The sequence below is a fragment of the Pseudomonas sp. H1h genome, assembly GCF_000633255.1.
In the GTDB taxonomy this organism is placed as follows: domain Bacteria; phylum Pseudomonadota; class Gammaproteobacteria; order Pseudomonadales; family Pseudomonadaceae; genus Aquipseudomonas.
Window position 1 is genome coordinate 191554 of the sequence record NZ_AYMJ01000015.1, and the last position, 25430, is coordinate 216983.

At 61.6% G+C, this 25430-nt stretch carries 23 protein-coding genes; 11 read left to right on the forward strand and 12 right to left on the reverse strand.

The window, feature by feature from the left end; all coding sequences use genetic code 11:
- Positions 1 to 7: 7 nt before the first annotated feature.
- From U862_RS0112535 to U862_RS0112545, 3 genes are read right to left on the reverse strand one after another with little or no spacing between them, the layout of a single operon-like run.
- A complete protein-coding gene (locus U862_RS0112535; RefSeq protein ID WP_025110717.1) occupies positions 8 to 625 on the reverse strand; it encodes a TPM domain-containing protein in 618 nt (205 codons plus the stop codon).
- A gap of 33 nt (positions 626 to 658) precedes the next feature.
- The gene (locus U862_RS0112540) at positions 659 to 1411 is read right to left on the reverse strand and encodes a YgcG family protein (RefSeq protein ID WP_025110718.1); all 753 of its coding nucleotides are present in this window, start codon (positions 1409 to 1411) and stop codon (positions 659 to 661) included.
- Positions 1412 to 1436: 25 nt separating this feature from the next.
- Positions 1437 to 2045, reverse strand: coding sequence for a LemA family protein (locus U862_RS0112545; RefSeq protein ID WP_025110719.1), 609 nt, complete (start codon positions 2043 to 2045; stop codon positions 1437 to 1439).
- A gap of 260 nt (positions 2046 to 2305) precedes the next feature.
- Between U862_RS0112545 and bglX the strand changes: the two genes are divergently transcribed.
- Positions 2306 to 4597 (forward strand): beta-glucosidase BglX, encoded by a 2292-nt coding sequence (bglX, locus tag U862_RS0112550; RefSeq protein ID WP_025110720.1) that lies wholly within the window; start codon positions 2306 to 2308, stop codon positions 4595 to 4597.
- A 137-nt stretch (positions 4598 to 4734) separates the two neighbouring features.
- Here the strand turns inward: bglX and U862_RS0112555 are convergent, their stop codons facing one another.
- The 5 genes from U862_RS0112555 to U862_RS0112575 all read right to left on the reverse strand — a co-directional run bounded on the left by U862_RS0112555 (position 4735) and on the right by U862_RS0112575 (position 9080).
- Positions 4735 to 5892: a phosphatidylserine/phosphatidylglycerophosphate/cardiolipin synthase family protein gene (locus tag U862_RS0112555; protein WP_025110721.1), complete on the reverse strand. Its 1158-nt coding sequence runs from the start codon at positions 5890 to 5892 to the stop codon at positions 4735 to 4737.
- 1 nt (position 5893) lies between these two features.
- On the reverse strand, positions 5894 to 6484 hold the full coding sequence (locus U862_RS0112560; protein ID WP_025110722.1) for a YceI family protein: 591 nt from the start codon (positions 6482 to 6484) through the stop codon (positions 5894 to 5896).
- Positions 6485 to 6652: 168 nt separating this feature from the next.
- On the reverse strand, positions 6653 to 6958 hold the full coding sequence (locus tag U862_RS0112565; RefSeq protein WP_025110723.1) for a hypothetical protein: 306 nt from the start codon (positions 6956 to 6958) through the stop codon (positions 6653 to 6655).
- Entirely contained in the window at positions 6955 to 8034 is a 1080-nt protein-coding gene (locus U862_RS0112570; RefSeq protein ID WP_025110724.1) for a serine hydrolase, read from the reverse strand. Before U862_RS0112570 ends, U862_RS0112565 begins: the two co-directional genes overlap by 4 nt.
- Positions 8035 to 8201: 167 nt before the next feature.
- Positions 8202 to 9080 (reverse strand): acyl-CoA dehydrogenase family protein, encoded by an 879-nt coding sequence (locus U862_RS0112575; RefSeq protein ID WP_025110725.1) that lies wholly within the window; start codon positions 9078 to 9080, stop codon positions 8202 to 8204.
- 152 nt (positions 9081 to 9232) lie between these two features.
- On the opposite strand from U862_RS0112575, the gene olsB reads away from it, so the two are divergent.
- On the forward strand, positions 9233 to 9988 hold the full coding sequence (olsB, locus tag U862_RS0112580; protein WP_025110726.1) for an L-ornithine N(alpha)-acyltransferase: 756 nt from the start codon (positions 9233 to 9235) through the stop codon (positions 9986 to 9988).
- Complete coding sequence (locus U862_RS0112585; RefSeq protein ID WP_025110727.1) at positions 9988 to 10779, forward strand: 1-acyl-sn-glycerol-3-phosphate acyltransferase; 792 nt, start codon at positions 9988 to 9990, stop codon at positions 10777 to 10779. Before olsB ends, U862_RS0112585 begins: the two co-directional genes overlap by 1 nt.
- Positions 10780 to 10886: 107 nt before the next feature.
- Here U862_RS0112585 and U862_RS0112590 read toward each other — a convergent pair whose 3' ends face one another.
- Complete coding sequence (locus U862_RS0112590; RefSeq protein WP_025110728.1) at positions 10887 to 11465, reverse strand: ACP phosphodiesterase; 579 nt, start codon at positions 11463 to 11465, stop codon at positions 10887 to 10889.
- Positions 11466 to 11634: 169 nt separating this feature from the next.
- Between U862_RS0112590 and U862_RS0112595 the strand changes: the two genes are divergently transcribed.
- Genes U862_RS0112595 through U862_RS0112605 form a run of 3 tightly spaced genes read left to right on the forward strand, consistent with a single transcriptional unit; the run spans position 11635 to position 14207 of the window.
- Entirely contained in the window at positions 11635 to 11955 is a 321-nt protein-coding gene (locus U862_RS0112595; protein ID WP_025110729.1) for a helix-turn-helix transcriptional regulator, read from the forward strand.
- A gap of 5 nt (positions 11956 to 11960) precedes the next feature.
- Positions 11961 to 13127: an MFS transporter gene (locus U862_RS0112600; RefSeq protein WP_025110730.1), complete on the forward strand. Its 1167-nt coding sequence runs from the start codon at positions 11961 to 11963 to the stop codon at positions 13125 to 13127.
- A gap of 30 nt (positions 13128 to 13157) precedes the next feature.
- Positions 13158 to 14207 carry an alkene reductase gene (locus tag U862_RS0112605; RefSeq protein ID WP_025110731.1) on the forward strand — a complete coding sequence of 350 codons (1050 nt, stop codon included), beginning with the start codon at positions 13158 to 13160 and terminating at the stop codon, positions 14205 to 14207.
- Between the two features lie 269 nt (positions 14208 to 14476).
- Here U862_RS0112605 and emhR read toward each other — a convergent pair whose 3' ends face one another.
- Complete coding sequence (gene emhR / locus U862_RS0112610; RefSeq protein ID WP_025110732.1) at positions 14477 to 15109, reverse strand: efflux system transcriptional repressor EmhR; 633 nt, start codon at positions 15107 to 15109, stop codon at positions 14477 to 14479.
- A gap of 267 nt (positions 15110 to 15376) precedes the next feature.
- Here emhR and emhA point away from each other — a divergent pair, with 267 nt between their 5' ends.
- The 5 genes from emhA (at position 15377) to U862_RS0112635 (ending at position 23773) form a co-directional block, all read left to right on the forward strand.
- On the forward strand, positions 15377 to 16531 hold the full coding sequence (gene emhA / locus U862_RS0112615; RefSeq protein WP_025110733.1) for an efflux RND transporter periplasmic adaptor subunit EmhA: 1155 nt from the start codon (positions 15377 to 15379) through the stop codon (positions 16529 to 16531).
- 3 nt (positions 16532 to 16534) lie between these two features.
- Positions 16535 to 19684: an efflux RND transporter permease subunit EmhB gene (gene emhB / locus U862_RS0112620; RefSeq protein WP_025110734.1), complete on the forward strand. Its 3150-nt coding sequence runs from the start codon at positions 16535 to 16537 to the stop codon at positions 19682 to 19684.
- Positions 19681 to 21141: an efflux RND transporter outer membrane subunit EmhC gene (gene emhC / locus U862_RS0112625; RefSeq protein ID WP_025110735.1), complete on the forward strand. Its 1461-nt coding sequence runs from the start codon at positions 19681 to 19683 to the stop codon at positions 21139 to 21141. The genes emhB and emhC overlap by 4 nt, the downstream gene beginning before the upstream one ends.
- Positions 21142 to 21491: 350 nt before the next feature.
- Positions 21492 to 22751: an OprD family porin gene (locus U862_RS0112630; RefSeq protein ID WP_025110736.1), complete on the forward strand. Its 1260-nt coding sequence runs from the start codon at positions 21492 to 21494 to the stop codon at positions 22749 to 22751.
- Positions 22752 to 22966: 215 nt separating this feature from the next.
- Positions 22967 to 23773 carry a methyltransferase gene (locus tag U862_RS0112635; RefSeq protein WP_025110737.1) on the forward strand — a complete coding sequence of 269 codons (807 nt, stop codon included), beginning with the start codon at positions 22967 to 22969 and terminating at the stop codon, positions 23771 to 23773.
- Positions 23774 to 24219: 446 nt separating this feature from the next.
- Here the strand turns inward: U862_RS0112635 and pcaC are convergent, their stop codons facing one another.
- Together pcaC and pcaD are read right to left on the reverse strand one after the other, a co-directional pair.
- A complete protein-coding gene (gene pcaC, locus U862_RS0112640; protein WP_025110738.1) occupies positions 24220 to 24612 on the reverse strand; it encodes a 4-carboxymuconolactone decarboxylase in 393 nt (130 codons plus the stop codon).
- Between the two features lie 10 nt (positions 24613 to 24622).
- The gene (gene pcaD, locus U862_RS0112645) at positions 24623 to 25429 is read right to left on the reverse strand and encodes a 3-oxoadipate enol-lactonase (protein ID WP_025110739.1); all 807 of its coding nucleotides are present in this window, start codon (positions 25427 to 25429) and stop codon (positions 24623 to 24625) included.
- Position 25430: the final 1 nt, after the last annotated feature.

Here is a 25430-nt window from a genome sequence, read left to right on the forward strand (position 1 = left end):
GGGAAGATCAGGCCAGCACGATAAGCCGATTCGGCAATTCATTCCTCACCTGCGTCACCGGCACATGCACTTTCAGCAGCTCGCCGCAGGCCTCGATGCAGGTGACGAACCCGTCCAGCGTGCGCCCCTGCCGCACTTGCTCGGTGAATGCCGCGACAATCGCATCCCAGCTCTTGTTGTCCAGCCGTCTGGAAATGCCCTCATCCACCAGAATTTCCACATAGCGCTCAGCCTCACAGACAAAAATCAGCACTCCGGTGCTGCCCACCGTGTGGTGCAGGTTTTGTTCGAGAAACTGCCGCCGCGCCAGGTTCGACGCACGCCAGTGCCGCACCCGGCGCGGGATCAGGTGGGTGGTGACCTTCGGCAAACGAAACAGCAGGCACAGGACAATGAACAGCCCCCATTGCACCAGCAACAGGCTGTGCATGGTCAGCCAGCCGGTCAGGTAATGCACGATGCCCGGCACCAGCAGCGCCAGCAGGCTGGCCCACAGCAACGGGATGTACGCATAGTCGTCGGCGCGGGCCGCCAGCACCGTCACCAGTTCGGCGTCGGTGTCGCGCTCGACCCGGGCAATCGCCTCGGCGACTTTGCGTTGTTCGTGTTCGGTCAGTAATGCCATGTCGAAAAGTGCCTGATCATTATTGTTGTGTGTTCACCAGCCGCCGGACGAACCACCACCGCCGAAACTGCCCCCGCCGCCGCTGAAGCCCCCGCCTCCACCGCCGCCGCCAAAACCACCACCACCGAAACCGCCCCCGCCACCGGAGCCGCCACGGCCGGCGGGAAGGATACCGAGCATCTGGCAGACAAACACCGTCAGGATGAACAACATCAGCAGAAAAACGAACAGCGCCGGATGCCGCGAGACGAAATCGTCGGACGGATCACCACTCGGCTCATACACCGTCGAGGGCTCGTCCAGCGGATTGCCGCCCAGCACTACCAGCATCGCCGCCACGCCGTCGCTGATGCCCTTGCTGAAATTGCCGGTCTTGAACGCCGGGGTGATCACTTGATGGATGATCACCGAGGTCTGCGCATCGGTCAGCCGATCCTCCAGCCCGTAACCGACTTCGATGCGCAGCTTGCGCTCGTCGCGGGCGACGATCAGCAGCGCGCCGTTGTTTTTGTCCTTCTGGCCGATGCCCCAATGCCGGCCCAGTTGCACGCCGTAATCCTCGATGGTGGTGCCTTGCAGATCGGGCACCGTGACCACCACCAGTTGCTCGCCGGTCGCCTGCTCATGAGCCTGCAACTGCTGGCTCAACTGCGTGCGCACCGAGGGTTCGAGCATCTGCGCCTCGTCCACCACCCGCCCGCTCAGCGCCGGGAACGTCAACTCGGCCCGGGCGCTGACGGCAAACAGCCACAGCATCAGCACCAGGCCTATCTTCAACACACGCATGGGCAACCTCATCCGCAACAACGGATCAGAACTTCACTTCCGGGGCCTTTTCCGCACCGGGGGTGGTGGCTTCGAAGGTTTCGCGAATCGGCAGATCGCTGTACATCACGCTGTGCCAGAGGCGACCGGGAAAGGTGCGGATCTCGGTGTTGTACTTCTGCACCGCCAGAATGAAATCGCGCCGCGCCACGGCAATCCGGTTTTCCGTGCCTTCGAGCTGCGATTGCAGGGCCAGGAAGTTCTGATTGGCCTTCAGGTCCGGATATCGCTCGGACACCACCATCAGACGGCTCAATGCACCGCTCAACTGATCCTGGGCCTGCTGGAACTGCTTGAGTTTTTCCGGGTTGTCGAGGGTGCTGGCATCGACCTGGATCGATGTCGCCTTGGCCCGGGCCTCGACCACCGCGGTCAGGGTCGCCTCTTCATGCTTGGCGTAGCCTCTGACGGTTTCCACCAGATTGGGGATCAGGTCGGCACGGCGCTGGTACTGGTTCTGTACCTGGCCCCAGGCTGCTTTGGCCTGCTCGTCGAGGGTCGGAATGTTGTTGATACCACACGCGGTCAACAACGTGGCGAGCACCAGCAGCGTGGCGATCTGCAAACGCGAGCGGTAGGTTGGACTGACATTCATCAAAGTGATGCTCCCTGGCGTATTTCATGAAAAGACCGACCGTGAAACCTTCTGCATCGGCGGTTGGGGCATAATCGGCCGCGCCACTGGATTGCAACGGGCCAATGGGCTAAAAAGAGGCCCTGCGCATACGCTGCCGACGGTCGGCGGGCGTTTTTCGGCTCGGTCTTTTTGAGCCTGCACCCGAACAACAATAGTCGCTCCCTAACTTTTGGCTGGCCGGCATTGCATTGCCGTTTGGGCCCTTGAGAAAAATATTCATGAAGAAGCTGTGTTTGCTGGGTCTGTTCGTCAGCCTGGCCAGTCATCAAGTATTGGCCGCCACGACCCCAGTACCCCTGGAAAACAAGGACGCGTTCATCAGCAATCTGATGAAGCAAATGACCCTCGATGAAAAGATCGGCCAGTTGCGCCTGATCAGCATCGGCCCGGAAATGCCCCGCGAACTGATCCGCAAAGAGATCGCCGCCGGCAACATCGGCGGTACGTTCAACTCGATCACCCGCCCGGAAAACCGTCCGATGCAGGACGCGGCGATGCGCAGCCGCCTGAAGATCCCGATGTTTTTTGCGTACGACGTGATCCACGGTCACCGTACGATTTTCCCGATTCCGCTGGCCCTGGCGTCGAGCTGGGACATGGACGCCATCGGCCAGTCCGGGCGCATTGCCGCCAAAGAGGCCGCCGCCGACAGCCTCGACATCACTTTCGCGCCGATGGTCGACATTTCCCGCGACCCGCGCTGGGGCCGCAGCTCCGAGGGCTTCGGTGAGGACACCTACCTGACCTCGCGCATCGCCAAAGTGATGGTCAAGGCCTATCAGGGTGAGACCCCGAGCGCGCCAGACAGCATCATGGCCAGCGTCAAGCACTTCGCCCTGTATGGCGCGGTCGAGGGCGGTCGCGACTACAACGTCGTCGACATGAGCCCGGTCAAGATGTACCAGGACTACCTGCCACCGTACCGCGCGGCGATCGATGCCGGCGCCGGCGGGGTGATGGTGGCATTGAATTCGATCAACGGTATTCCGGCCACGGCCAACACCTGGCTGATGAACGATCTGCTGCGCAAGGACTGGGGCTTCAAGGGCCTGGCGGTCAGCGACCACGGTGCGATCTTCGAACTGATCAAGCACGGCGTCGCCGCCGACGGTCGCGAAGCGGCGAAGCTGGCGATCAAGGCCGGCATCGACATGAGCATGAACGACACCCTGTATGGCAAAGAGCTGCCGGGGCTGCTCAAGTCAGGCGAGATTGAACAGAAAGACATCGACAACGCGGTACGCGAAGTGCTCGCCGCCAAGTACGACATGGGCCTGTTCAAGGACCCGTACCTGCGCATCGGCAAGGCCGAGGATGATCCGGCCGACACCTACGCCGACAGCCGCCTGCACCGCGCCGAGGCCCGCGAAGTGGCGCGCCGCAGCCTGGTGCTGCTGAAGAACCAGGACGACACGCTGCCGCTGAAGAAAACCGCGAAAGTCGCGCTGGTCGGCCCGCTGGCCAAGGCCCCGATCGACATGATGGGCAGTTGGGCGGCGGCGGGTAAACCGGCGCAATCGGTCACTCTGTTTGATGGCATGAACTCGGTGATCGGCGACAAGGCGAACCTGATCTACGCCCGTGGCGCGAACATCACCAGCGACAAGAAGGTGCTCGATTACCTGAACTTCCTCAATTTCGACGCGCCGGAAGTGGTCGATGACCCGCGCCCGGCCAACGTGCTGATCGACGAAGCGCTGAAAGCCGCCAAGGACGCCGATGTGATCGTTGCCGCCGTGGGCGAGTCCCGTGGCATGTCCCACGAATCGTCCAGCCGCACCGACCTGAACATCCCGGAAAACCAGCGCGAGCTGATCCGCGCGCTGAAAGCCACAGGCAAGCCACTGGTGCTGGTGCTGATGAACGGCCGACCGCTGACCCTTCTCGAAGAGAACCAGTCGGCTGACGCGATTCTCGAAACCTGGTTCAGCGGCACCGAGGGCGGCAATGCCATCGCTGACGTGCTGTTCGGCGACTACAACCCGTCGGGCAAACTGCCGGTGACCTTCCCGCGTTCCGTGGGCCAGATCCCGACCTACTACAACCACCTGAGCATCGGCCGGCCGTTCACGCCGGGCAAACCGGGCAACTACACCTCGCAGTATTTCGATGACACCACAGGTCCGCTGTTCCCGTTCGGCTATGGCCTGAGCTACACCCAATTCACCCTGAGCGACATGGCGCTGTCATCGACCACGCTGAACACCGCCGGCAAGCTCGACGCCAGTGTCACCCTGAAAAACACCGGCAAGCGCGACGGCGAAACCGTGGTGCAGCTGTACATTCAGGACGTCACCGGTTCAATGATCCGCCCGGTGAAAGAACTGAAGAACTTCCAGAAAATCATGCTCAAGGCCGGTGAACAGAAAGTCGTGCATTTCACCATCACCGAGGATGATCTGAAGTTCTACAACGCCCAGCTCAAGTACGCGGCGGAGCCTGGCAAGTTCAACGTGCAGATCGGCCTGGATTCGCAGGACGTGACGCAGCAGAGCTTTGAATTGCTGTAACAAGCACCGCAATACCCTGTAGGAGTGAGCCTGCTCGCGATTGCGGTCATTCAGCTGGATCAAAGCTGACTGACACACCGCATTCGGGAGCAAGCCCCCTCCCACATTTGGATTTCAGTGTTTATTTGGCGGAGCGACTAACCGCGTCTGTCGAGAATATTCACCACCACCCGATCCACCCATCCCCAAATCCGCTGCTTCACCCGTCGCCACAACGGTCGGCGCCGCCACTCTTCCAGACTCACCTGCTGACTCAGCCCGAAGTCCTTCTCGAAACTCTTCACCACCGCTGCCGTCAGTGACGGATCCAGTGCCTCCAGGTTCGCCTCCAGATTGAAGCGCAGATTCCAGTGATCGAAGTTGCACGAGCCGATGCTCACCCAGTCGTCCACCAACACCATTTTCAGGTGCAGGAAGCACGGCTGGTATTCGAAGATCTGCACCCCGGCCTTGAGCAGGCGCGGGTAGTAGCGATGGCCGGCGTATCGCACTGACGGGTGATCGGTGCGCGGCCCGGTCAGCAGCAACCGGACGTCAACACCATGGGCAGCGGCCTTGCGCAGCGAGCGGCGGATTTTCCAGGTGGGCAGGAAATACGGGGTGGCCATCCAGATGCGTTTCTGCCCGCTGTTCAAGGCGCGGAACAGCGATTGCAGAATGTCGCGGTGCTGGCGCGCATCGGCGTACGCCACGCGGCCCATGCCCTCGCCCATGTCCGGCACCTTGGGCAAGCGTGGCAGGCCGACATGCGCCGAAGGCTTCCACGCCCGGCGATGGCGGTTGGCAATCCATTGGCGGTCGAACAGTATCTGCCAGTCGAGCACCAGCGGGCCGGTGATTTCCACCATCACTTCATGCCACTCGCTGGTGTCCTGTTCCGGGGTCCAGAATTCATCGGTCACCCCGGTGCCGCCAACCACCGCCAGACGCTGATCGACCAGCAGCAGTTTGCGGTGATCGCGATAGAAATTGCCGACCCAGCGCCGCCAGTTCAGGCGATTGTAGAAACGCAGTTCGACCCCGGCTTTTTTCAGGCGCTGACGCAGGTGCAGGGTAAACGCGAGGCTGCCGTAATCATCGAACAGGCAGCGCACCCGCACACCGCGCTCGGCGGCCTGCACCAGCGCCTGGACCACGGCTTCGGCGCAGGCGCCCGCCTCCACCAGATACAGCTCCAGTTCGACCTGTTCTTCAGCCCGGGCAATTTCCACCAGCATGCGCGGGAAGAATTGCGGGCCGTCGATCATCAGTTCGAAACGGTTGCCGTCACGCCACGGGAACACCGCGCCACGCATGTCAGCGCGCCGTGAAGATCAGCACCGCACCCACCGGCACCGACAGACTGATGGCCGACAACCCGGCCAGGTTACGCAGGGTTTCCAGACCCGGCACCAGATCGAAATCCTCGGCGTTGATCACCAACGGTTCCAGGGTCACCACTTGAAAGCGTCGGTCATCGAGACGCGTCGCCAGCAACTCGGCCGGGTATTGGTGTTGTTTGCCGTGCAGATTCACGGTCAGCGGCAGACGCAATTCAAGCTGCGCGCCGGGGGCCAGATCGTTGATCGGGCGCAGGTCGATCTGGGTGCTGATGGTCGCTTCCGGAAATTGCTCGATCTGGAACAGCTCCTTGCGCATGCGCTCGTCACGCAGCGGGATACCGCTGTTGATCGAGTCCAGTTCGACTTCGACCTCGGCCCGACCGCTGGGGTCGACCTTGCCGTGCAGCACCAGAAAACGCTGCACTTCGGAAACGTGGGCATTCTTGGTGCTGACAAACGACAGCCGCGACGACTCGCCGTCCAAATACCAGTTGGCCTGCGCCGGCAACGCGGCGGCGGCCAATAGCAGACTGGCGAAGGCTGTAGAGAGGGGGCGGTTGAACATTGAACACTCGCTGGGCGATAAACCTGCACGAACCTTAACCGCCCACCGAGTTATTGCAAGCCCTGTGGGAACGAGCCTGCTCGCGAACCCAATGCTCGTCGCACTGCAGGTATTGCGGCCAGCGCCGATTTCGCGAGCAGGCTCGCTGCCACAGAGGGATGGCGTAACTCAGGGATTGAGCCGGCAGCCCTGCCGTTCGCTCAGCCACTGTGCACGGTTGCTGCGGCCCATGCCGCTGACGGTGATGGTCTTGCTCGCGCTGTCGTCGGTAAAGCTGCTGGTGGGCAGCCACTGTTTCACGTAGCCCCGGCAATACTGCGCTTCGTTGTTCATCACGTAGCGACACGAACAATATTCCTTCGCCGTGTAGGCACTGATGATGTCCGGAAACGCCCACAGGTTGTCCCGCTCGAGCCAGATCCAGCCGAGCAGCACGATCAACAGCAACAGCAGAATCCGCTTGAGCAGTTTCATGGCTGCACCGCCTTGAGCACGCGCTTGAGCAGTTCGTTATGGCGGTAGCTGCCGTCGCGATCATCGGCATAACGCACGATCACCAGTTTCTCGCTGGGGATCACATACAGTGCCTGGCCCCAGTGGCCCAAAGCGGCGAAGGTGTCGGGGGGCGCGTCGGGCCACGGCGAGGCGGCGCTATCGGCCGGGCGATTGAGCCACCACTGACCACCGGGCACCGCCTCATCCTGATGCGCCTTGTAGCCGGCAAACGGTTCACGGTTGAAGGCCAGCCAAGCCTTGGGCAACAACTGTCGATCATTCCAGCGCCCGTCGCGGGCCATCAGCAGTCCGACCCGCGCCAGATCACGGGCGGTGAGATAGGCATATGACGAGGCGACAAACGTGCCGCCGGCATCGGTTTCCCACACGGCGTGGCGAATGCCCAGCGGCTCGAACAGCGCCGTCCACGGATAGTCGGGATAACGCTGCGGGCCGACCATGTTTCTCAGCGCGGCGGCCAACAGATTGCTGTCGCCACTGGAATAACGGAACGCCTGCCCCGGTGGCGCGTAGGCGTCGCGATCGGCGGTGAACCCGGGCATGTCGCGATGCCCCCGGGTATAGAGCATCGCCACCACTGAGGACTTCAGCGGGGCGTATTCGTAGTCTTCCTGCCAGTCCAGGCCGGAAGCCCAGTGCAGCAGGTCGGCGACTGTGATGGCCGGATGTTTTTCCAGTGGCGGGTAGAACCTCACAGCTGGATCTTCGAGCCTGAACAAGCCTTCGCCATACGCCACGCCCAGCACCGTGGCCATCAGGCTTTTACTGATCGACCAGGTCAGGTGCGGGGTCTCGGCCCGGGTCGGGCCGGCGTAGCGTTCGTAGATGATCTGGCCGTCGCGGATGATCAGCAGCGCGTCGGTGCGGATGCCTTTGCCGGTGGTGTCGTCGCGGGGTGGGAAGGCGTAACTCGCCAAAGCCTCTGCGGTTGGGTCACTGATCTTCGGGCCGGTCGGCCATTGCTCAGCAGGCCATGGTTCGGCGTGAACGGTGAAGCTGATCAGCAGCAGAAACAGAGGCAGGCCTTTGAACATGGTGAGGGCTCTGGGAATGAACCTGCTCAGATTAGTCGGGGTTTATGACAGAGGTGCAGTGATTTTGCGGCCGCCTTCGCGAGCAGGCTCGCTCCCACAGTTGACCGAGCTCCTTCAGTAGGAATGCGATCAAACTGTGGGAGCGGGCTTGCTCGCGAAGGGGCCCGTCAGCCCACCGCCAAAGCGTTGGCCAAGCGCTTGGCTCGTGCCCCCGCCGCCAACTGCATCACTGACTGATCACGCTGCCACATCGCCGCCCACTCGGGACTGCTATCGGCCATCGCCTGATCGACCTCGATTTTCAGCGCATCAAACTGCGCAAACAACCCACCCAGCAACACATGCCCGAACGGATTGTCCGGCGGCTGGCGGCTCGCCTCCGCACACCCGGCCAATAGCGCCAGCAAGCGCAATTGCAGGGTCTGCGACCAGCCACTGTCCTGGCCGACGCCATACAGCCACGCGGTCATGGCGCTCAACACATAGACATCTTCCAGGGTGCGAAACGGCTTCACATAAGCATCCCAGCCATCCCCGGGGAGCAACTCGCACAGCGCGCCATCCAGATGCAGCCGACCGTGACTGATGTCCGGCATCAACGGCAGTGCCGGGAGTTTTTCCACACGCACGCCGGGTTCGCCGGGGTACACCACCGCCAGACTCAGGCGTGGTGACTCGCCGGGCTCCTCATGGCGCGCGGCGACGAGCAGCCAATCCGCCGCATCCCCTGCGGTGACGAAATCTTTCTGCCCACTGAGGCGCAAATCAGTCAGGCGCGTCTGCATGTCCGCCGGGCGCAGGCTGCGCTGTTCGGTCGCACACAACGCGCCAAGACTTGGCGGTGCGCTCGGCCAGAGCATGCGCAATGCCGCCTGATAACCCACCAGAAATGCGAGCCCCGGCGTCGCCATTCGCCGCCCTCCCGCCACCGCGAGTTCGAACGGCGTCACGTTGCCCAATTGATGCAACAACATGGCGAAACCCTCCGCCAGATCAGCGACGGCGGGCAGGCGTTCACGGCTTTCGAGCAGGCTGGGCCAGGGCATAGAGGCTCCTTGTGGGCTGTCATACAAGCATCACCAAACGTTCATGGCGATGACACCGGGGCTACATAGCCTGACTTTGCACAACATGGCTGCATAAAGAAAGTCGATCGGCTGCAACCCACGACGGGTTCAAGGCCCGTACGGAGATTCAAATGACTCAGATCGCCCGCATCAGCGACACCGGCAATGAACGCCGCCTGCAAGCCGAACGCCTGATCGGCGCCGAGGCCTTGCAGCAAGCCCAGGCCTTGCGTTTCAACGTGTTCAGCGGCGAATTCAACGCCAAGCTGAAAGGCGCGGAACTGGGTCTGGACATGGATGACTATGATGTTCACTGCAGCCACATCGGCGTGCGTGACTTGAACACCGGGCGTCTGGTCGCCACCACCCGTTTGCTCGATCACACAGCTGCCAGCAGCCTGGGCAAGTTCTACAGCGAAGAAGAATTCAGCCTGCATGGCCTGGCGCACCTGCAAGGGCCGATCCTCGAAATCGGCCGCACCTGCGTCGACCCGGCCTATCGCAACGGCGGCACCATCGCCGTGCTCTGGGGCGAACTGGCCGAAGTCCTCAACCAGGGTGGCTACAGCTACCTGATGGGTTGCGCGAGCATTCCGATGCAAGACGGCGGCGTGCAGGCCCACGCGATCATGCAGCGCTTGCGTGAACGCTATCTGTGCACCGAGCACCTGCGCGCCGAACCGAAAAATCCGCTGCCATCGCTGGATATCCCATCCAACGTGATCGCCGAAATGCCACCGCTGCTCAAGGCCTACATGCGTCTGGGCGCGAAGATCTGCGGCGAGCCGTGCTGGGACGAAGACTTCCAGGTCGCCGACGTGTTCATCCTGCTCAAGCGCGACGAACTCTGCCCGCGTTACGCCAAGCACTTCAAGGCGGCGGTGTGATGAGCCGGTTGCGGGTGTACGCGCGAATCGCGCGGGTGCTGGTGGTGGTGACGCTGGGCCTGACCATGGCCAGCGTCTTCGGCGTGTTCGAGCGTCTGGGCCTGGCCCACTCGATGCAGCGCCGGCAGCGCTGGTCGCGATTTTTCATGGCGCGCCTGAGCAATGCCCTGCCCTTTCGCGTGACCGTGCATGGCGAGTTGCCGAAGCAGCCGATGCTGTGGGTCAGCAATCATGTGTCATGGACCGACATACCGCTGCTGGGCATGCTCACGCCGCTGTCGTTTCTGTCCAAGGCCGAGGTGCGCACCTGGCCGGTGGCCGGTTGGCTGGCGGCCAAGGCTGGCAGTCTGTTCATCCGTCGCGGTTCGGGCGACAGCCAATTGATCCGCAAACAGATGACCCGCCACCTGCAAACCCGACATCCGCTGCTGATGTTCCCGGAAGGCACCACCACCGATGGCCGCTCGCTGCGCACCTTTCATGGTCGCCTGCTGTCGGCGGCGATTGATTCCGAGGTGATGCTGCAACCGGTGGCGATCCGTTATCTGCGCGATGGCGACATCGATACCCTGGCGCCGTTCATTGGTGACGATGATCTTCTGTCGCACCTGATGCGCCTGTTCAGCAATGATTGCGGCGATGTCGAAGTGCATCTGCTCAAGCCGATTGCCTGTCAGGGCCGGGAGCGCGCGGCGCTGGCGTTTGAAGCGCAGCAGGCGGTGCAGAAGGCGTTGTTTGGCACGATCCCGGAGAAACAGACAGCACCAATGCGCCCCGCTATTGCTGCCTGAGCACTGATCCCCGGTGGGAGCGGGCTTGCTCGCGAAGGCGGTGTGTCATTCAACATTTTTGATGGATGATCCAGCGCATTCGCGAGCAAGCCCGCTCCCACAGGGGGTTACTGTGTTGCCGAGGTTTGTGCAAATTCTTGAAGTTGCGGGTAGAACAGGCGGAAGTCTTCGCTGAGCGGCTCATACAAGCGCCGCAACTCCTGCATCGCCCCCGCCAGTTCCTCGGGCCGGGTCAGGCGCCGGGAGATCCCGCGCAGTACCTGCTCCAGCACTTCGAACTGAAGATACGAACCCAGCCAGTCATTGGCGACCATGTGCGGTGCAATCTGCGCCAGGCGCTCGGGCAACTGCCGTTCACTCGACAGCACCCGGTAAACGTCGGCCGTGAACTGCTCCAGCGGCTGATCGGCGTACAGCGTCCAGTCGCGCGCCAGGCAATGGTCAAAAAACACATCGAGGACGATCCCGGCGTAACGCCGACGAGTCTGCGAAAAGCGCCCGAGCGCGGTGTCCACCAACGGGTGGCGATCGGTGAACACATCAATGCGCCGGTGCAACTGAATCGCCGCCTCAATCTGCGGCGCAAACTGCCCCTGCAGCCGTCCTTTGACGAAATCGCCATACAGACTGCCGAGTAATTGCTCGGGGCGCTGGCCTCCGAGGTGCAAATGTGCGAGATAGTTCATGGGCGCAGCTTAGCACTGCGCGCTTTCATCGTTACACCACACATATCGTTATAACCCGATATACCGATTTATGCGGTCGTCAGATCAAATTCATATTGGTATATCGCGAAATACCGATTTAAAGTTCGCCTCATCGCGATATAGCGCTACACATCACGAGCACAAAGCCATGAACCTCGACCTCGACGAAATAATAAAAGCCCTGGCACACCCAGTACGGCGAGACATCCTCATCTGGCTGAAAGACCCCAAAGCCGAGTTTCCGGAACAGCTGCACAACCACGAGTACGGCATCTGCGCCGGGCAGATCGATCAACGCTGCGGCCTGTCGCAGTCGACCGTTTCCGCTCATCTGGCGACCCTGCAACGCGCCGGCCTGATCAGCAGCCAGAAAGCCGGCCAGTGGCACTTCTTCAAACGCAACGAGGACGTGATTCAAGCGTTCCTCGACGCCATCGTCAAAGAGCTTAGCGCTCCCACAAGGAATTGATTCAAATGCCCCTCTCGCTACTCATTCTGGCCTTGAGCGCCTTCGCCATTGGCACCACCGAGTTCGTCATCATGGGCCTGCTGCCCGATGTGGCGGCTGATCTGGGTGTGTCGATTCCGGGCGCCGGCTGGCTGGTGACCGGTTACGCCCTGGGCGTAGCCATCGGTGCGCCTTTCATGGCACTGGCCACCGCCAGACTGCCGCGCAAGGCGGCACTGGTAGCGCTGATGGGGATTTTCATCGTCGGTAACCTGCTGTGCGCCATCGCCAGTGACTACAACGTGCTGATGTTTGCCCGTGTCGTCACCGCGCTGTGCCACGGTGCGTTCTTCGGCATCGGTTCTGTAGTAGCCGCCGGGCTGGTGGCGCCGAACAAACGGGCGTCCGCCGTGGCGTTGATGTTCACCGGCCTGACCCTGGCCAACGTACTCGGCGTGCCGCTGGGTACCGCGCTGGGTCAGGAAGCCGGCTGGCGTTCGACCTTCTGGGCCGTGACCGTGATTGGTGTGGTTGCGCTGATCGGCCTGATCCGCTTTCTGCCGGCCAAGCGTGACGAAGAAAAACTCGACATGCGCGCCGAACTCGCCGCCCTCAAAGGCGCCGGCATCTGGCTGTCGCTGAGCATGACCGCGCTGTTCGCCGCATCGATGTTCACCCTCTTCACCTACGTCGCGCCGCTGCTGGGCGATGTCACCGGCGTCTCGCCAAAAGGCGTGACCTGGACCCTGCTGCTGATCGGCCTGGGTCTGACCGTGGGCAACATCATCGGCGGCAAACTGGCGGACAAGCGCCTGGGCGCCACCCTGATCGGCGTGTTCGTGGCGATGGCGGTGGTGTCCACCGTGCTCAGCTGGACCAGCGCCTCGCTGATCCCGACGGAAATCACCCTGTTCCTTTGGGCCACCGCCTCCTTTGCCGCCGTGCCGGCGCTGCAAGTCAACGTGGTGACCTTCGGCAAGGCGGCACCGAACCTGGTATCGACCCTGAACATCGGCGCTTTCAACATCGGCAACGCCCTCGGCGCCTGGGTCGGCGGCAGCGTCATCGCCCACGGTTTCGGCCTGACCAGCGTGCCCCTGGCTGCGGCAGCCCTGGCGGTCCTCGCGCTGCTGGTGACCCTGATCACTTTCCGTCAGAACGGCGCTGCCGGCCTGGCCACTGCTACCCACTGATTAACCACTTCACTGACGAGGGTTGTACACATGGCAACTATTTTCGATCCGATCAAACTGGGCGACCTCGAGCTGTCCAACCGCATCATCATGGCCCCGCTGACCCGCTGCCGCGCCGACGAAGGCCGCGTGCCGAACGCGCTGATGGCCGAATACTACGTACAACGTGCCTCCGCCGGCCTGATTCTCAGCGAGGCCACTTCGGTAACCCCGCTGGGCGTCGGCTACCCGGACACCCCGGGCATCTGGTCCAACGATCAGGTGCGCGGCTGGACCAACGTGACCAAGGCCGTACACGCCGCTGGCGGCAAGATCGTCCTGCAGCTGTGGCACGTCGGCCGGATCTCACACCCCACGTACCTCAACGGTGAAACACCGGTCGCTCCGAGCGCCATCCAGCCCAAAGGTCACGTCAGCCTGGTGCGCCCACTGGCCGACTACCCGACCCCGCGCGCGCTGGAGACCGCTGAAATCGCCGAGATCGTCGACGCCTACCGCACCGGTGCCGAGAACGCCAAGGCCGCCGGTTTCGACGGCGTGGAAATCCACGGCGCCAACGGCTACCTGCTCGACCAGTTCCTGCAAAGCAGCACCAACCAGCGCGCCGACAACTACGGCGGCTCCCTGGAGAACCGTGCGCGTCTGCTGCTCGAAGTGACTGACGCGGCGATCGAAGTCTGGGGCGCCGGCCGTGTCGGCGTGCACCTGGCACCCCGCGCCGACTCCCACGACATGGGTGACGACAACCTCGCCGAGACGTTCACCTACGTCGCTCGCGAGCTGGGCAAGCGCGGCATCGCCTTCATCTGCTCCCGCGAAAAAGAAGGCGCCGACAGCCTCGGCCCACAACTGAAAGAAGCGTTCGGCGGCGCGTACATCGCCAACGAACGCTTCACCAAGGACAGCGCCAATGCGTGGCTGGCTGAAGGCAAGGCTGACGCGGTGGCCTTCGGCGTACCGTTCATTGCCAACCCGGACCTGCCGGCACGCCTGAAAGCCGATGCACCGCTCAACGATGCACGTCCGGAACTGTTCTATGGCAAAGGCCCGGTCGGCTACATCGACTACCCAACGCTGTAAGCCAAACCGCAGAAACGCAAAAGCCCCCGACTTGTGAGAGTCGGGGGCTTCTTTTTGGGTTTGTCTCGCAACAGCTGGAGCTCCCACCCCGGCATCTTGGTGATGTCGACATTTGTTGGGACTGTCGTCATTGACCACAGCTAACATTCGTTCACAGGGACGACACAAAATCCCTACAAAATCCGTAGCTCGCTACGTTTAAACTCGCGGTTCAGGTGTATATAAAAGCAGGCCGATTGACATAACCTGTGCCAATTACGCATTTTGTTTCATTTGCGCAGGCTGGGGCTCAGGCGCAGCATATCCAACCCTGTATCGACCCAACGCTCGGCCTCGACATGCAATTCAAAGCTGTCGGGCGCCAATAGCCATCCATACAGAAGGCCATCGATATAGGCATGAATGCTGATGGCCGCACGGACAGTGTCGAGATCTTCCGGCAACTGGCCGCGATTTACCGCATTACGCAGGGTCAGGCCAATGCGCAGGTTGCATTCGAGACTGGCCGTCCGGCGCTGCTGGCGCAGATCGCACATTTCATCGGTGAATTCGCACTTATGAAACAGAATCTCGTTGATGCGACGGGTCTTCGGATCCAGGGCAACCTGATGGAACAGATGAATCAACAGTTTGCGCATGCAGCCCAGCGGATCGAGTTCGTCCTCGCTCTCGCTGGCCTTGGCCAGCTCATCCAGCGGCTCATGCAGGCTATCGAGCATGGCCTGCACCAGATCGGCCTTGTTGCTGAAATGCCAATAAATGGCCCCGCGCGTGACGCCGGCCATTGTCGCGATATCCGCCAGGGTCGTGCGGGCCACGCCCCTTTCATAAAACGCTTTCTCGGCCGCTTCGAGAATCTGGCTTCGCGTTTCCTGAGCTTCCTCTTTGGTACGACGGACCATGGCAGTAAAACCTCAAACAGGATGTTTCAGGGATGGCTGACTATCCGCTGAATAAAGAAGGGGCCGATCTCTCACGAATCGGCTCCCCGGCCTACAATTTCAAACCTTGCGACGACTTTTGTAACAGGGTGGGTACGAAGCCAAGGTGTTTACAAACAACCATGAACGTAAGTATATTCCTTAGCAAGCTACTTATCCACTCGACCCGATTTTTTTACCCTTCCACACTTCTTGTGCGCATTTTGCGCGCCTGACCCGAGGATCTTCATGCAATTCAAGCCAGCTGTTACCGCTCTGGTCACTGCCGTCGCCCTGGCATCGCTGCTCAGCGGATGTAAAAAGGAAGAAGCGGCCCCGGCCGCTCCGCCTCCTCAGGTCGGCGTCGTCACCCTGCAACCACAAGCGTTCACCCTGACGTCCGAACTGCCGGGCCGCACCAGCGCGTACCGCATCGCTGAAGTTCGACCACAGGTCAACGGCATCATTCTCAAGCGTCTGTTCAAGGAAGGCGGCGACGTCAAGGCCGGCCAGCAGCTGTATCAGATCGATCCGTCGGTCTATGAAGCGACCCTGAAAAGCGCCGAAGCCAACCTGCGTTCGACCAAGTCGATCTCCGACCGCTACAAGCAACTGGTCGATGAGCAGGCCGTCAGCCGTCAGGAATACGACACCGCCGTGTCCAACCGCATGGAATCGGAAGCCTCCTTGCAGAGCGCGCAGATCAACGTGCGTTACACCAAGGTCTACGCGCCGATCTCCGGTCGTATCGGCCGCTCTTCGGTGACCGAAGGCGCATTGGTCAGCAATGGCCAGGCCGACGCGATGGCGACGATCCAGCAACTGGACCCGATCTACGTCGACGTCACCCAGTCCTCGGTTGAACTGCTGGAACTGCGCCGTGAGCTGGAAAGCGGTCGCCTGCAAAAGGCGGGTGACAACTCGGCAGCGGTCAAGCTGACCCTGGAAGACGGCAGCCAGTACAAGCTCGACGGTAAGCTGGAGTTCTCCGAAGTGTCGGTTGATCCGACTACCGGTTCCGTGACCCTGCGCGCCGTGTTCCCGAACCCGGATCACACCCTGCTGCCAGGCATGTTCGTGCGCGCCCAGTTGCAGGCCGGGGTCAACGCCGCCGCCATTCTGGCGCCGCAACAAGGCGTGACCCGTGACCTCAAGGGCACCCCGACCGCACTGGTCGTCGGCGCCGACAACAAGGTCGAACTGCGTCAGCTCAAGGCCAGCCGCACTGTCGGCAGCCAGTGGCTGATCGAAGACGGCCTGAAAGCCGGCGATCGTCTGATCACGGAAGGCCTGCAATTCGTTCGCCCAGGTGTTCAGGTCAACCCGACTGAAGCGACTAACGTAGCCAAGAACCCGGCACCCGCCAAGGCAGATGACAAAGCCTACGGCGGCAAAGGGGAGTAACTCATGTCGAAATTTTTTATCGACCGTCCGATTTTCGCCTGGGTAATTGCCCTGGTGATCATGTTGGTCGGGGCTCTATCGATCCTGAAATTGCCGATCAACCAGTACCCGAGCATTGCGCCTCCGGCCATCGCGATCTCCGTGACCTACCCGGGTGCTTCGGCACAAACGGTTCAGGACACCGTGGTTCAGGTGATCGAGCAGCAGCTCAACGGTATCGACAACCTGCGTTATGTGTCCTCGGAAAGTAACTCCGACGGCAGCATGACCATCACTGCGACCTTCGAGCAAGGCACCAACTCCGACACCGCGCAGGTCCAGGTTCAGAACAAGCTGAACCTGGCCACCCCGTTGCTGCCGCAGGAAGTGCAGCAACAGGGTATCCGCGTGACCAAGGCAGTGAAGAACTTCCTGCTGGTGATCGGCGTGGTGTCGCGTGACGGCAGCATGACCAAGGACGACCTGTCCAACTACATCGTGTCGAACATGCAGGACCCGATCTCGCGGACCGCCGGTGTCGGTGACTTCCAGGTCTTCGGTGCCCAGTACGCGATGCGCATCTGGCTCGACCCGGCCAAGTTGAACAAGTACAACCTGACCCCGGCTGACGTCAGCACTGCCATTTCGGCGCAGAACGTCCAGGTGTCCTCCGGTCAGCTCGGCGGTTTGCCGGCGCTGCCTGGCCAGCAATTGAACGCCACGATCATCGGCAAGACCCGTCTGCAGACTGCCGAGCAGTTCAAGGCGATTCTGCTGAAGGTCAACCAGGACGGCTCGCAAGTGCACATCGGCGACGTCGCCGACGTCGGTCTGGGTGGCGAAAACTCGACCATCTCGGCGCAGTTCAACGGCAAGCCGTCGTCCGGTCTGGCGGTCAAGCTGGCCAACGGCGCCAACGCCCTGGACACCGCCAAGGCCCTGCGTAAAACCATCGACGAGCTCAGCCCGTTCTTCCCGCAAGGCATGGAAGTGGTATTCCCGTACGACACCACCCCGGTGGTGACCGAGTCGATCAAAGGTGTGGTTGAAACCCTGGTCGAAGCAATCGTGCTGGTGTTCCTGGTGATGTTCCTGTTCCTGCAGAACTTCCGCGCCACCGTCATCACCACTATGACCGTGCCGGTGGTATTGCTCGGTACGTTCGGGATCCTCGCGGCCTTTGGTTTCAGCATCAACACCCTGACCATGTTCGGCATGGTGCTGGCCATCGGCTTGCTGGTGGACGACGCCATCGTCGTGGTGGAAAACGTCGAGCGGGTGATGAGCGAGGAAGGCTTGTCACCGAAAGAGGCGACCAAGAAGTCCATGGGCCAGATTCAGGGCGCCCTGGTCGGTATTGCCCTGGTACTGTCGGCGGTACTGTTGCCGATGGCGTTCTTCAGCGGTTCCACCGGTGTGATCTACAAGCAGTTCTCGATCACCATTGTCTCGGCCATGGCCCTGTCGGTCATGGTTGCGCTGATTTTCACCCCGGCGCTGTGCGCCACCATGCTCAAGGCGATTCCGAAAGGCGAGCACGGCACGCCGAAAAAAGGTTTCTTCGGCTGGTTCAACCGCACCTTCGACAGCGGCGTCAGAAGCTACGAGCGCGGTGTCGGCAACATGCTGTCACGCAAGGCGCCGTACCTGCTGGCCTACCTGTTGATCGTGGTTGGCATGATCTGGCTGTTCACCCGCATTCCGACCGCATTCCTGCCCGAAGAAGACCAGGGCGTACTGTTCGCCCAGGTGCAGACTCCGGCCGGCTCCAGTGCCGAGCGGACACAGGTGGTGATCGACGAAATGCGTTCCTACCTGCTGGAGAAAGAGTCCGGCGCGGTGGCTTCGGTGTTCACCGTGAACGGCTTCAACTTCGCCGGTCGTGGTCAGAGCTCGGGTCTGGCGTTCATCATGCTCAAGCCGTGGCACGAGCGTGATTCGAGCAACAGCGTGTTTGCCCTGGCTCAGCGTGCGCAGCAACACTTCTTCAGCTTCCGCGATGCGATGGTGTTTGCCTTCGCCCCGCCGGCAGTACTGGAGTTGGGTAACGCCACCGGTTTCGACGTGTTCCTGCAAGACCGCGCCGGTATCGGTCACGAAAAACTGATGGAAGCGCGTAATCAGTTCCTCGGCATGGCCGCGCAGAGCAAGGTGCTCTACCAGGTGCGTCCGAACGGTCTGAACGACGAGCCGCAATACCATCTGGAAATCGACGATGCGAAAGCCCGCGCCCTCGGCGTGAGCATTTCCGACATCAACAGCACCCTGTCGATTTCCTTCGGTAGTAGCTACGTCAACGACTTCATCGACCGTGGTCGGGTGAAGAAGGTGTACGTGCAAGGTCAGGCCGGTGCTCGCATGAGCCCTGAAGACTTGAAGAAGTGGTATGTGCGCAACAGCACCGGGACCATGGTGCCGTTCTCCGCATTCGCCAAGGGTGAGTGGATTTACGGATCGCCGAAACTGGCGCGTTACAACGGTGTAGAAGCGATGGAGATCCTCGGTTCTCCGGCGCCGGGTTATTCCACCGGTGAAGCGATGGCCGAAGTCGAAGCGATTGCCAAGAAGCTGCCGGCCGGTGTCGGTATCTCCTGGACGGGTCTGTCCTACGAGGAACGTCTGTCCGGCTCGCAAGCGCCAGCGCTGTACGCCCTGTCGCTGCTGATGGTGTTCCTGTGTCTGGCGGCGCTGTACGAAAGCTGGTCGATTCCTATCGCCGTTATGCTCGTGGTACCGCTGGGGATCATCGGTGCGCTGATGGCCACCAGCCTGCGCGGTCTGTCCAACGACGTGTACTTCCAGGTGGGTCTGTTGACGACCATCGGTCTGGCGGCTAAAAACGCCATTCTGATCGTCGAATTTGCCAAGGAGCTGCACGAGCAAGGGCGAAGTCTGCGCGATGCCGCGATCGAAGCGTGCCGCATGCGTCTGCGACCGATCATCATGACCTCGCTGGCGTTCGTCCTCGGTGTAGTACCGTTGGCAATCTCCACCGGCGCCGGTTCAGGCAGCCAGCACGCAATCGGTACCGGCGTGATTGGCGGTATGCTCACGGCCACGATCCTGGCGATCTTCTGGGTCCCACTGTTCTTCGTTACGGTTTCGTCCATGGGCCAGCGTAAAATCGCCGATCCGGATGAAACAACTGAAACTCCTAAAGAGGCTGGCCAATGAGCAAGTCGCTACTCTCCATCGCAGTCGCCGCCTTCGTGCTGAGCGGTTGCTCGCTGATACCCGATTATCAGCAGCCTGAGGCTCCGGTCGCAGGTCAGTACCCGCAAGGGTCGGCGTACTCGCCGGCCCAGGCACCGGCGCAGGCCGCTGCCGAGCAGGGCTGGAAGCAGTTTTTCCATGACCCGGCCCTGCAACAGCTGATTCAGGTCTCGCTTGAAAACAACCGCGACCTGCGGGTCGCAGCGCTGAACATCGACGCTTACGCGGCTCAATACCGCATCCAGCGGGCTGATCTGTTCCCGGCGGTTTCGGCCAACGCCAGCGGCAGCCGTCAGCGACTGCCGGCCAGGGCTTCGAGTACCGGCCAGGAGATGATCACCAGCCAGTATTCGGCGACCGTCGGCATCAGCGCCTATGAGCTCGACCTGTTCGGTCGGGTTCGCAGCCTGAGCGAACAAGCGTTGCAACAATACTTCGCCACCGAAGAAGCGCGCCGCAGCACCCAGATCAGTCTGGTGGCCAGCGTGGCCAACGCCTACCTGACCTGGCAGGCCGACAAGGAACTGCTCAAACTGACGCAGGACACCCTCGGTGCCTTCGAGGAAAGCTACAAGCTGACCAGCCGCAGCAACGAAGTCGGTGTGGCCTCGGCACTCGACCTGGCGCAGTCGCGCACCTCGGTGGAAAACGCCCGGGCGCAACTGGCCAAGTACACCCGTCAGGTGGCTCAGGACGAAAACAGCCTGACCCTGCTGCTCGGCACCGGTATCCCGGCCAACCTGCAAGCGGCCAAACCGCTGTCGGATGACCTGCTCAGCGACGTACCGGCCGGTCTGCCTTCGGACCTGCTGCAACGTCGTCCGGACATCCTCCAGGCCGAGTACAACCTGAAGGCCGCCAACGCCAACATCGGCGCCGCCCGTGCAGCGTTCTTCCCGAGCATCAGCCTGACCGCCAACGCGGGCAGCCTGAGCCCGGACCTGTCCGGCCTGTTCAAGGGCGGTTCGGGCACGTGGCTGTTCCAGCCGCAGATCAACCTGCCGATCTTCAACGCCGGCAGCCTGCGCGCCAGCCTCGACTACGCCAAGATCCAGAAGGACATTGGCGTGGCGAACTACGAGAAGTCGATTCAAACCGCCTTCCAGGAAGTCGCCGACGGCCTGGCTGCACGTCAGACCTACACCGAACAGCTGCAAGCGCAGCGTGACTTCGTCGCGGCCAACCAGGATTACTACCGTCTGGCCGAGCGTCGTTACCGTATCGGTGTCGACAGCAACCTGACGTTCCTCGATGCCCAGCGTCAGCTGTTCAGCGCGCAACAGGCGCTGATCACCGACCGCCTCGCGCAGCTGACCAGTGCGGTCAACCTGTACAAGGCATTGGGCGGTGGCTGGAATGCGCAAACCGCGCAGAACGAACCGCTGAAAGAAGAAGCACCGAAGATGAAGCTGTTCTGATCATCCGGTGAACAGAGAGAGCCCGCCATTTTGGCGGGCTTTTTGTTGCCCGCCAGAAAGTGATGTTGTCTGGGCTCGCGAAGAGGCCTTGGCAATCACTACAAAACCCGGCTCAATCTTGCGTTCGATAATCGCCCAAAACCCGCTTTAGCCAATTGAATCCATCCGTCCGCGCCCCGCACCATTCGACCCACAAAACCAATAACAACAGGTTCGACACCATGCCCCCGCGCCCTGCCTTGTCCGGCTGATCGCCGCCGCTTTACCTCTGAATATCAACACCTGTCTGCGCCCCGAAAGCGGTGGCAGCGAAGCCGTTTGCCTTACAAAAACAAGAGAGTCCCGAGCCCATGACCACCTCCCCTGCGCCTTATGCATTTCCCGGCCTGATCGCCCTGGCCCTGACCGGCGCCGCGCTGCCCGCCGTCGCCGAAGAAGCAGGTTTTGTCGACGGCGCCAGCGCCAACCTGAACCTGCGCAACTTCTACATCAACCGCAACTTCACCAACCCGACCAAGGCTCAGGGCAAGGCTGAAGAATGGACGCAGAACTTCATCCTCGACGCCAAATCCGGCTTCACCCAGGGCACCGTCGGTTTCGGCATGGACGTGCTGGGCCTGTACTCGGTCAAGCTCGATGGCGGTAAAGGCACCGGCGGCACGCAGTTGCTGCCGCTGGACCACGACGGCCGTCCGGCGGACAACTTCGGTCGCACCAACGTGGCGTTCAAGGCCAAGCTGTCGCAGACCGAAATCAAGGTCGGCGAATGGATGCCGGTGCTGCCGATCCTGCGTTCGGATGACGGGCGTTCGCTGCCGCAGACCTTCCGTGGCGGCCAGATCACTTCCAAAGAAATCAACGGGCTGACCCTGTACGGCGGACAGTTGCGCGCCAACAGTCCGCGCGACGACAGCAGCATGAGCGACATGTCAATGTTTGGAAAACCGGCGTTCACCTCCGATCGCTTCAACTTCCAGGGCGGTGAGTACGTTTTCAACGAAAAACGCACGCAGATCGGCCTGTGGAACGCCGAACTCAAGGACATCTACAGCCAGCAGTACGTCAATTTGATCCACAGCCAGCCACTCGGCGACTGGACCCTGGGTGCCAACCTTGGCTTCTTCTACGGCAAGGACGACGGCAGCGCCCGCGCCGGTGAGCTGGACAACAAGACCTGGTCGGGGATGTTTTCGGCCCGGTACGGCGGCAACACCTTCTATGTCGGCCTGCAGAAACTCACCGGCGACAGCGCCTGGATGCGCGTTAACGGCACCAGCGGCGGCACCCTGGCCAACGACAGCTACAACGCCAGCTACGACAATGCACAGGAACGATCATGGCAGGTGCGCCACGACTACAACTTCGCCGCCCTTGGCATCCCCGGCCTGACCCTGATGAACCGCTACATCAGCGGCGACAATGTGCACACCGGGAGCATCACCGACGGCAAGGAATGGGGGCGCGAATCGGAACTGGGCTACACCGTGCAGAGCGGCACCCTGCGCGACCTGAACGTGCGCTGGCGCAACTCGACCATACGCCGTGACTTCAACAACAACGAGTTCGACGAAAACCGCCTGATCATCAGCTACCCGATCAGCCTGTTGTAAACACCAATCCCGCTGTGGGAACAAGCCTGCTCCCACAATGGAATTGCACCATCCGTCAGGATCTGTAGCACTTCGCGGGGCCTCGCGTAGAGTAGGAAAAACCTGAAGGACTCAGGTGCCACACCCTCCCCGCTTCCGTTATCCATAGTTGTTGGTCCTCAAGCTTTGACCAGATTGTCACCGGAAGACACTGCTGATCATCGGAGGACCACCTCATGATCACTCCTCTCAACGACTCGCCCGACTGGGACGCCAAGGCGTACCAGCAGTTTTCCCGTCTCAGGCAACGCCCGGTCAACGAATTGCTCGACCGTATCGACCTGGACGACCCCAAACGCATTTACGACCTCGGCTGCGGCACCGGCATTGCCACTCAATTGCTGGCCGAGCGCTGGCCGCGTGCGCAGCTGCACGGGGTCGACAGTTCGCGACAGATGCTTGATCAAGCACGCTGCCTGCCGATCAGCGCCCAGTGGACAGAGTGCGACCTGCTCGATTGGCACCCCGGACAACCGGCCGACCTGCTGCTCGCGGCGGCGGTGCTGCACTTCATTGGCGATCATCAACAAATGCTACCGCGCCTGCTCGGGCATCTGCGCCCCGGCGGTTGTCTGGCGCTGCACATGCCGGACTGGCGCGATGCGCTGTGGTATCGCCTGATGCTCGACACCCTCGAAGACGCAGGTCCGGGTCACACCCCGATGGGCACAGCGCAACTGCGCCGGTGCATGGCGGCGCGACCGTTGTTGACGCTGGAGGATTACTACCGCTTGCTCGCGCCACGGACGACATCGCTGGATATCTGGGAAACCGAGCAATTGCAGGTGGTCGACGGCAAGTCGCCAATCTATGACTGGGTGAAGGTCTCGGCGCTGAGGCCGGTGATGCAGGCGCTGACTTCAGAGGAGCAGGCGCGGTTTATCTACCACTTCCTGATGCGGGTGCACGCACATTATCCGCAGGAGAACAACGGGCAGACGCTGTTTCCGTTCAAGCGGATTTTCATTATTGCCAGAGTCTGAGTGCATGTGCTGATTGATGCATCACGGCGCCTGCCGCTTTCGCGAGCAAGCCCGCTCCCACATTTGGACTGCATTTCCCTGTGGGAGCGAGCCTGCTCGCGAAGGCGTCGGCTCAGGCACCCTCACTCCCGGGACTCAACTCCCAGCTCATCCCACACCGATTCCGCCAGATGGAACGATGCATCACGGCGTCTGCCGCGTTCGCGAGCAAGCCCGCTCCCACATTTGGACTGCATTTCCCTGTGGGAGCGGGCTTGCTCGCGAAGGCGTCGGCCCAGGCACCCTCACTCCCGGGATTCGACTCCCAGCTCATCCCACACCGACTCCGCCAGATGGAACGATGCATCACGGCGTCTGCCGCGTTCGCGAGCAAGCCCGCTCCCACATTTGGACTGCATTTCCCTGTGGGAGCGAGCCTGCTCGCGAAGGCGTCGGCTCAGGCACCCTCACTCCCGGGATTCAACTCCCAGCTCATCCCACACCGATTCCGCCAGATGGAACGTGGCATTGGCTGCCGGAATCCCGCAATAAATCGCGCTCTGCATGATCACTTCCTTGATCTCGCCGCGGCTCACACCATTGTTGGCCGCCGCGCGCAAATGCAGTTTCAGTTCACCTTCGCGATTCATCCCGATCAGCATGGCGATGGTGATCAGGCTGCGGGTATGCCGTGGCAGGCCCGGGCGGGTCCAGATGTCGCCCCAGGCGTGGCGGGTGATCATCTCCTGGAATTCCGAATTGAACTCGGTCAGCGTGGTCAGGCTGCGATCGACATGCGCATCACCCAACACCGCACGGCGTACCTGCATGCCATCGTCGTAACGTTGTTTCTCGTCCACAAACTTTCCCTCACTGAGCGTTCAAAAACGCCAATACACGATCACTGAAATCCGCACCGGCCTGCACGTTGGACAGGTGCGCGGCATAGAACTCGGCGTACTCGGCGCCGCGCACGTGCTGTTGAATGAAGTGCCCACCGGACGGCGGCGTCACCGCGTCTTCAGTGCCGGCGATGACCAGCAGCGGCAGGTTGATCGAGGCCAACTGCTCACGGAAATCGGCGTCACGCACCGCCGCACAGTTGGCCGCATAACCTTCAGGCGAAGTCGCCGCGAGCATGTCGGTGATCTTCTTCGCTGCAGCCGGATTGGCTGCGGAAAAGTCCGGAGTGAACCAGCGCGCAATCGACGCATCACGCAGGGCAACCATCGCTGCCGGGCCATCACGCAGCACGGTTTCGATGCGCGGGTTCCATACCGACGGATCGCCGATTTTCGCAGCGGTGTTGCACACGATCAGTTTGTGCAGACGATGACCGGCATGGATCCCCAGCCATTGGCCGATCAAGCCACCCATCGACAATCCGCAAAAATGCGCACGCTCGATGTGCAGCGCATCCAGCAGCCCCAGCACGTCACGGCCCAGTTGCTCGATGCTGTACGGCCCTGGCGTCACCAGCGATTGACCGTGACCACGGGTGTCGAAACGCAGCACGCGGAAGTGCTCGGTGAACGCCGGCATCTGCGCGTCCCACATGTGCAGGTCGGTGCCCAGCGAGTTGGACAGCACCAGCACCGGCGCATCGGTCGGGCCTTGAAGTTGAGGCCCTTGAATCTGATAGTGCAGTTCGCCATCGGCGAGTTGAACGAAAGCCACA

Coding starts and splice junctions, on each gene's coding strand:
- U862_RS0112535 (WP_025110717.1), bottom strand. CDS start 625: ATGGCATTACTGACCGAACACGAACAACGCAAAGTCGCCGAGGCGATT.
- U862_RS0112540 (WP_025110718.1), bottom strand. CDS start 1,411: ATGCGTGTGTTGAAGATAGGCCTGGTGCTGATGCTGTGGCTGTTTGCC.
- U862_RS0112545 (WP_025110719.1), bottom strand. CDS start 2,045: ATGAATGTCAGTCCAACCTACCGCTCGCGTTTGCAGATCGCCACGCTG.
- bglX (WP_025110720.1), top strand. CDS start 2,306: ATGAAGAAGCTGTGTTTGCTGGGTCTGTTCGTCAGCCTGGCCAGTCAT.
- U862_RS0112555 (WP_025110721.1), bottom strand. CDS start 5,892: ATGCGTGGCGCGGTGTTCCCGTGGCGTGACGGCAACCGTTTCGAACTG.
- U862_RS0112560 (WP_025110722.1), bottom strand. CDS start 6,484: ATGTTCAACCGCCCCCTCTCTACAGCCTTCGCCAGTCTGCTATTGGCC.
- U862_RS0112565 (WP_025110723.1), bottom strand. CDS start 6,958: ATGAAACTGCTCAAGCGGATTCTGCTGTTGCTGTTGATCGTGCTGCTC.
- U862_RS0112570 (WP_025110724.1), bottom strand. CDS start 8,034: ATGTTCAAAGGCCTGCCTCTGTTTCTGCTGCTGATCAGCTTCACCGTT.
- U862_RS0112575 (WP_025110725.1), bottom strand. CDS start 9,080: ATGCCCTGGCCCAGCCTGCTCGAAAGCCGTGAACGCCTGCCCGCCGTC.
- olsB (WP_025110726.1), top strand. CDS start 9,233: ATGACTCAGATCGCCCGCATCAGCGACACCGGCAATGAACGCCGCCTG.
- U862_RS0112585 (WP_025110727.1), top strand. CDS start 9,988: ATGAGCCGGTTGCGGGTGTACGCGCGAATCGCGCGGGTGCTGGTGGTG.
- U862_RS0112590 (WP_025110728.1), bottom strand. CDS start 11,465: ATGAACTATCTCGCACATTTGCACCTCGGAGGCCAGCGCCCCGAGCAA.
- U862_RS0112595 (WP_025110729.1), top strand. CDS start 11,635: ATGAACCTCGACCTCGACGAAATAATAAAAGCCCTGGCACACCCAGTA.
- U862_RS0112600 (WP_025110730.1), top strand. CDS start 11,961: ATGCCCCTCTCGCTACTCATTCTGGCCTTGAGCGCCTTCGCCATTGGC.
- U862_RS0112605 (WP_025110731.1), top strand. CDS start 13,158: ATGGCAACTATTTTCGATCCGATCAAACTGGGCGACCTCGAGCTGTCC.
- emhR (WP_025110732.1), bottom strand. CDS start 15,109: ATGGTCCGTCGTACCAAAGAGGAAGCTCAGGAAACGCGAAGCCAGATT.
- emhA (WP_025110733.1), top strand. CDS start 15,377: ATGCAATTCAAGCCAGCTGTTACCGCTCTGGTCACTGCCGTCGCCCTG.
- emhB (WP_025110734.1), top strand. CDS start 16,535: ATGTCGAAATTTTTTATCGACCGTCCGATTTTCGCCTGGGTAATTGCC.
- emhC (WP_025110735.1), top strand. CDS start 19,681: ATGAGCAAGTCGCTACTCTCCATCGCAGTCGCCGCCTTCGTGCTGAGC.
- U862_RS0112630 (WP_025110736.1), top strand. CDS start 21,492: ATGACCACCTCCCCTGCGCCTTATGCATTTCCCGGCCTGATCGCCCTG.
- U862_RS0112635 (WP_025110737.1), top strand. CDS start 22,967: ATGATCACTCCTCTCAACGACTCGCCCGACTGGGACGCCAAGGCGTAC.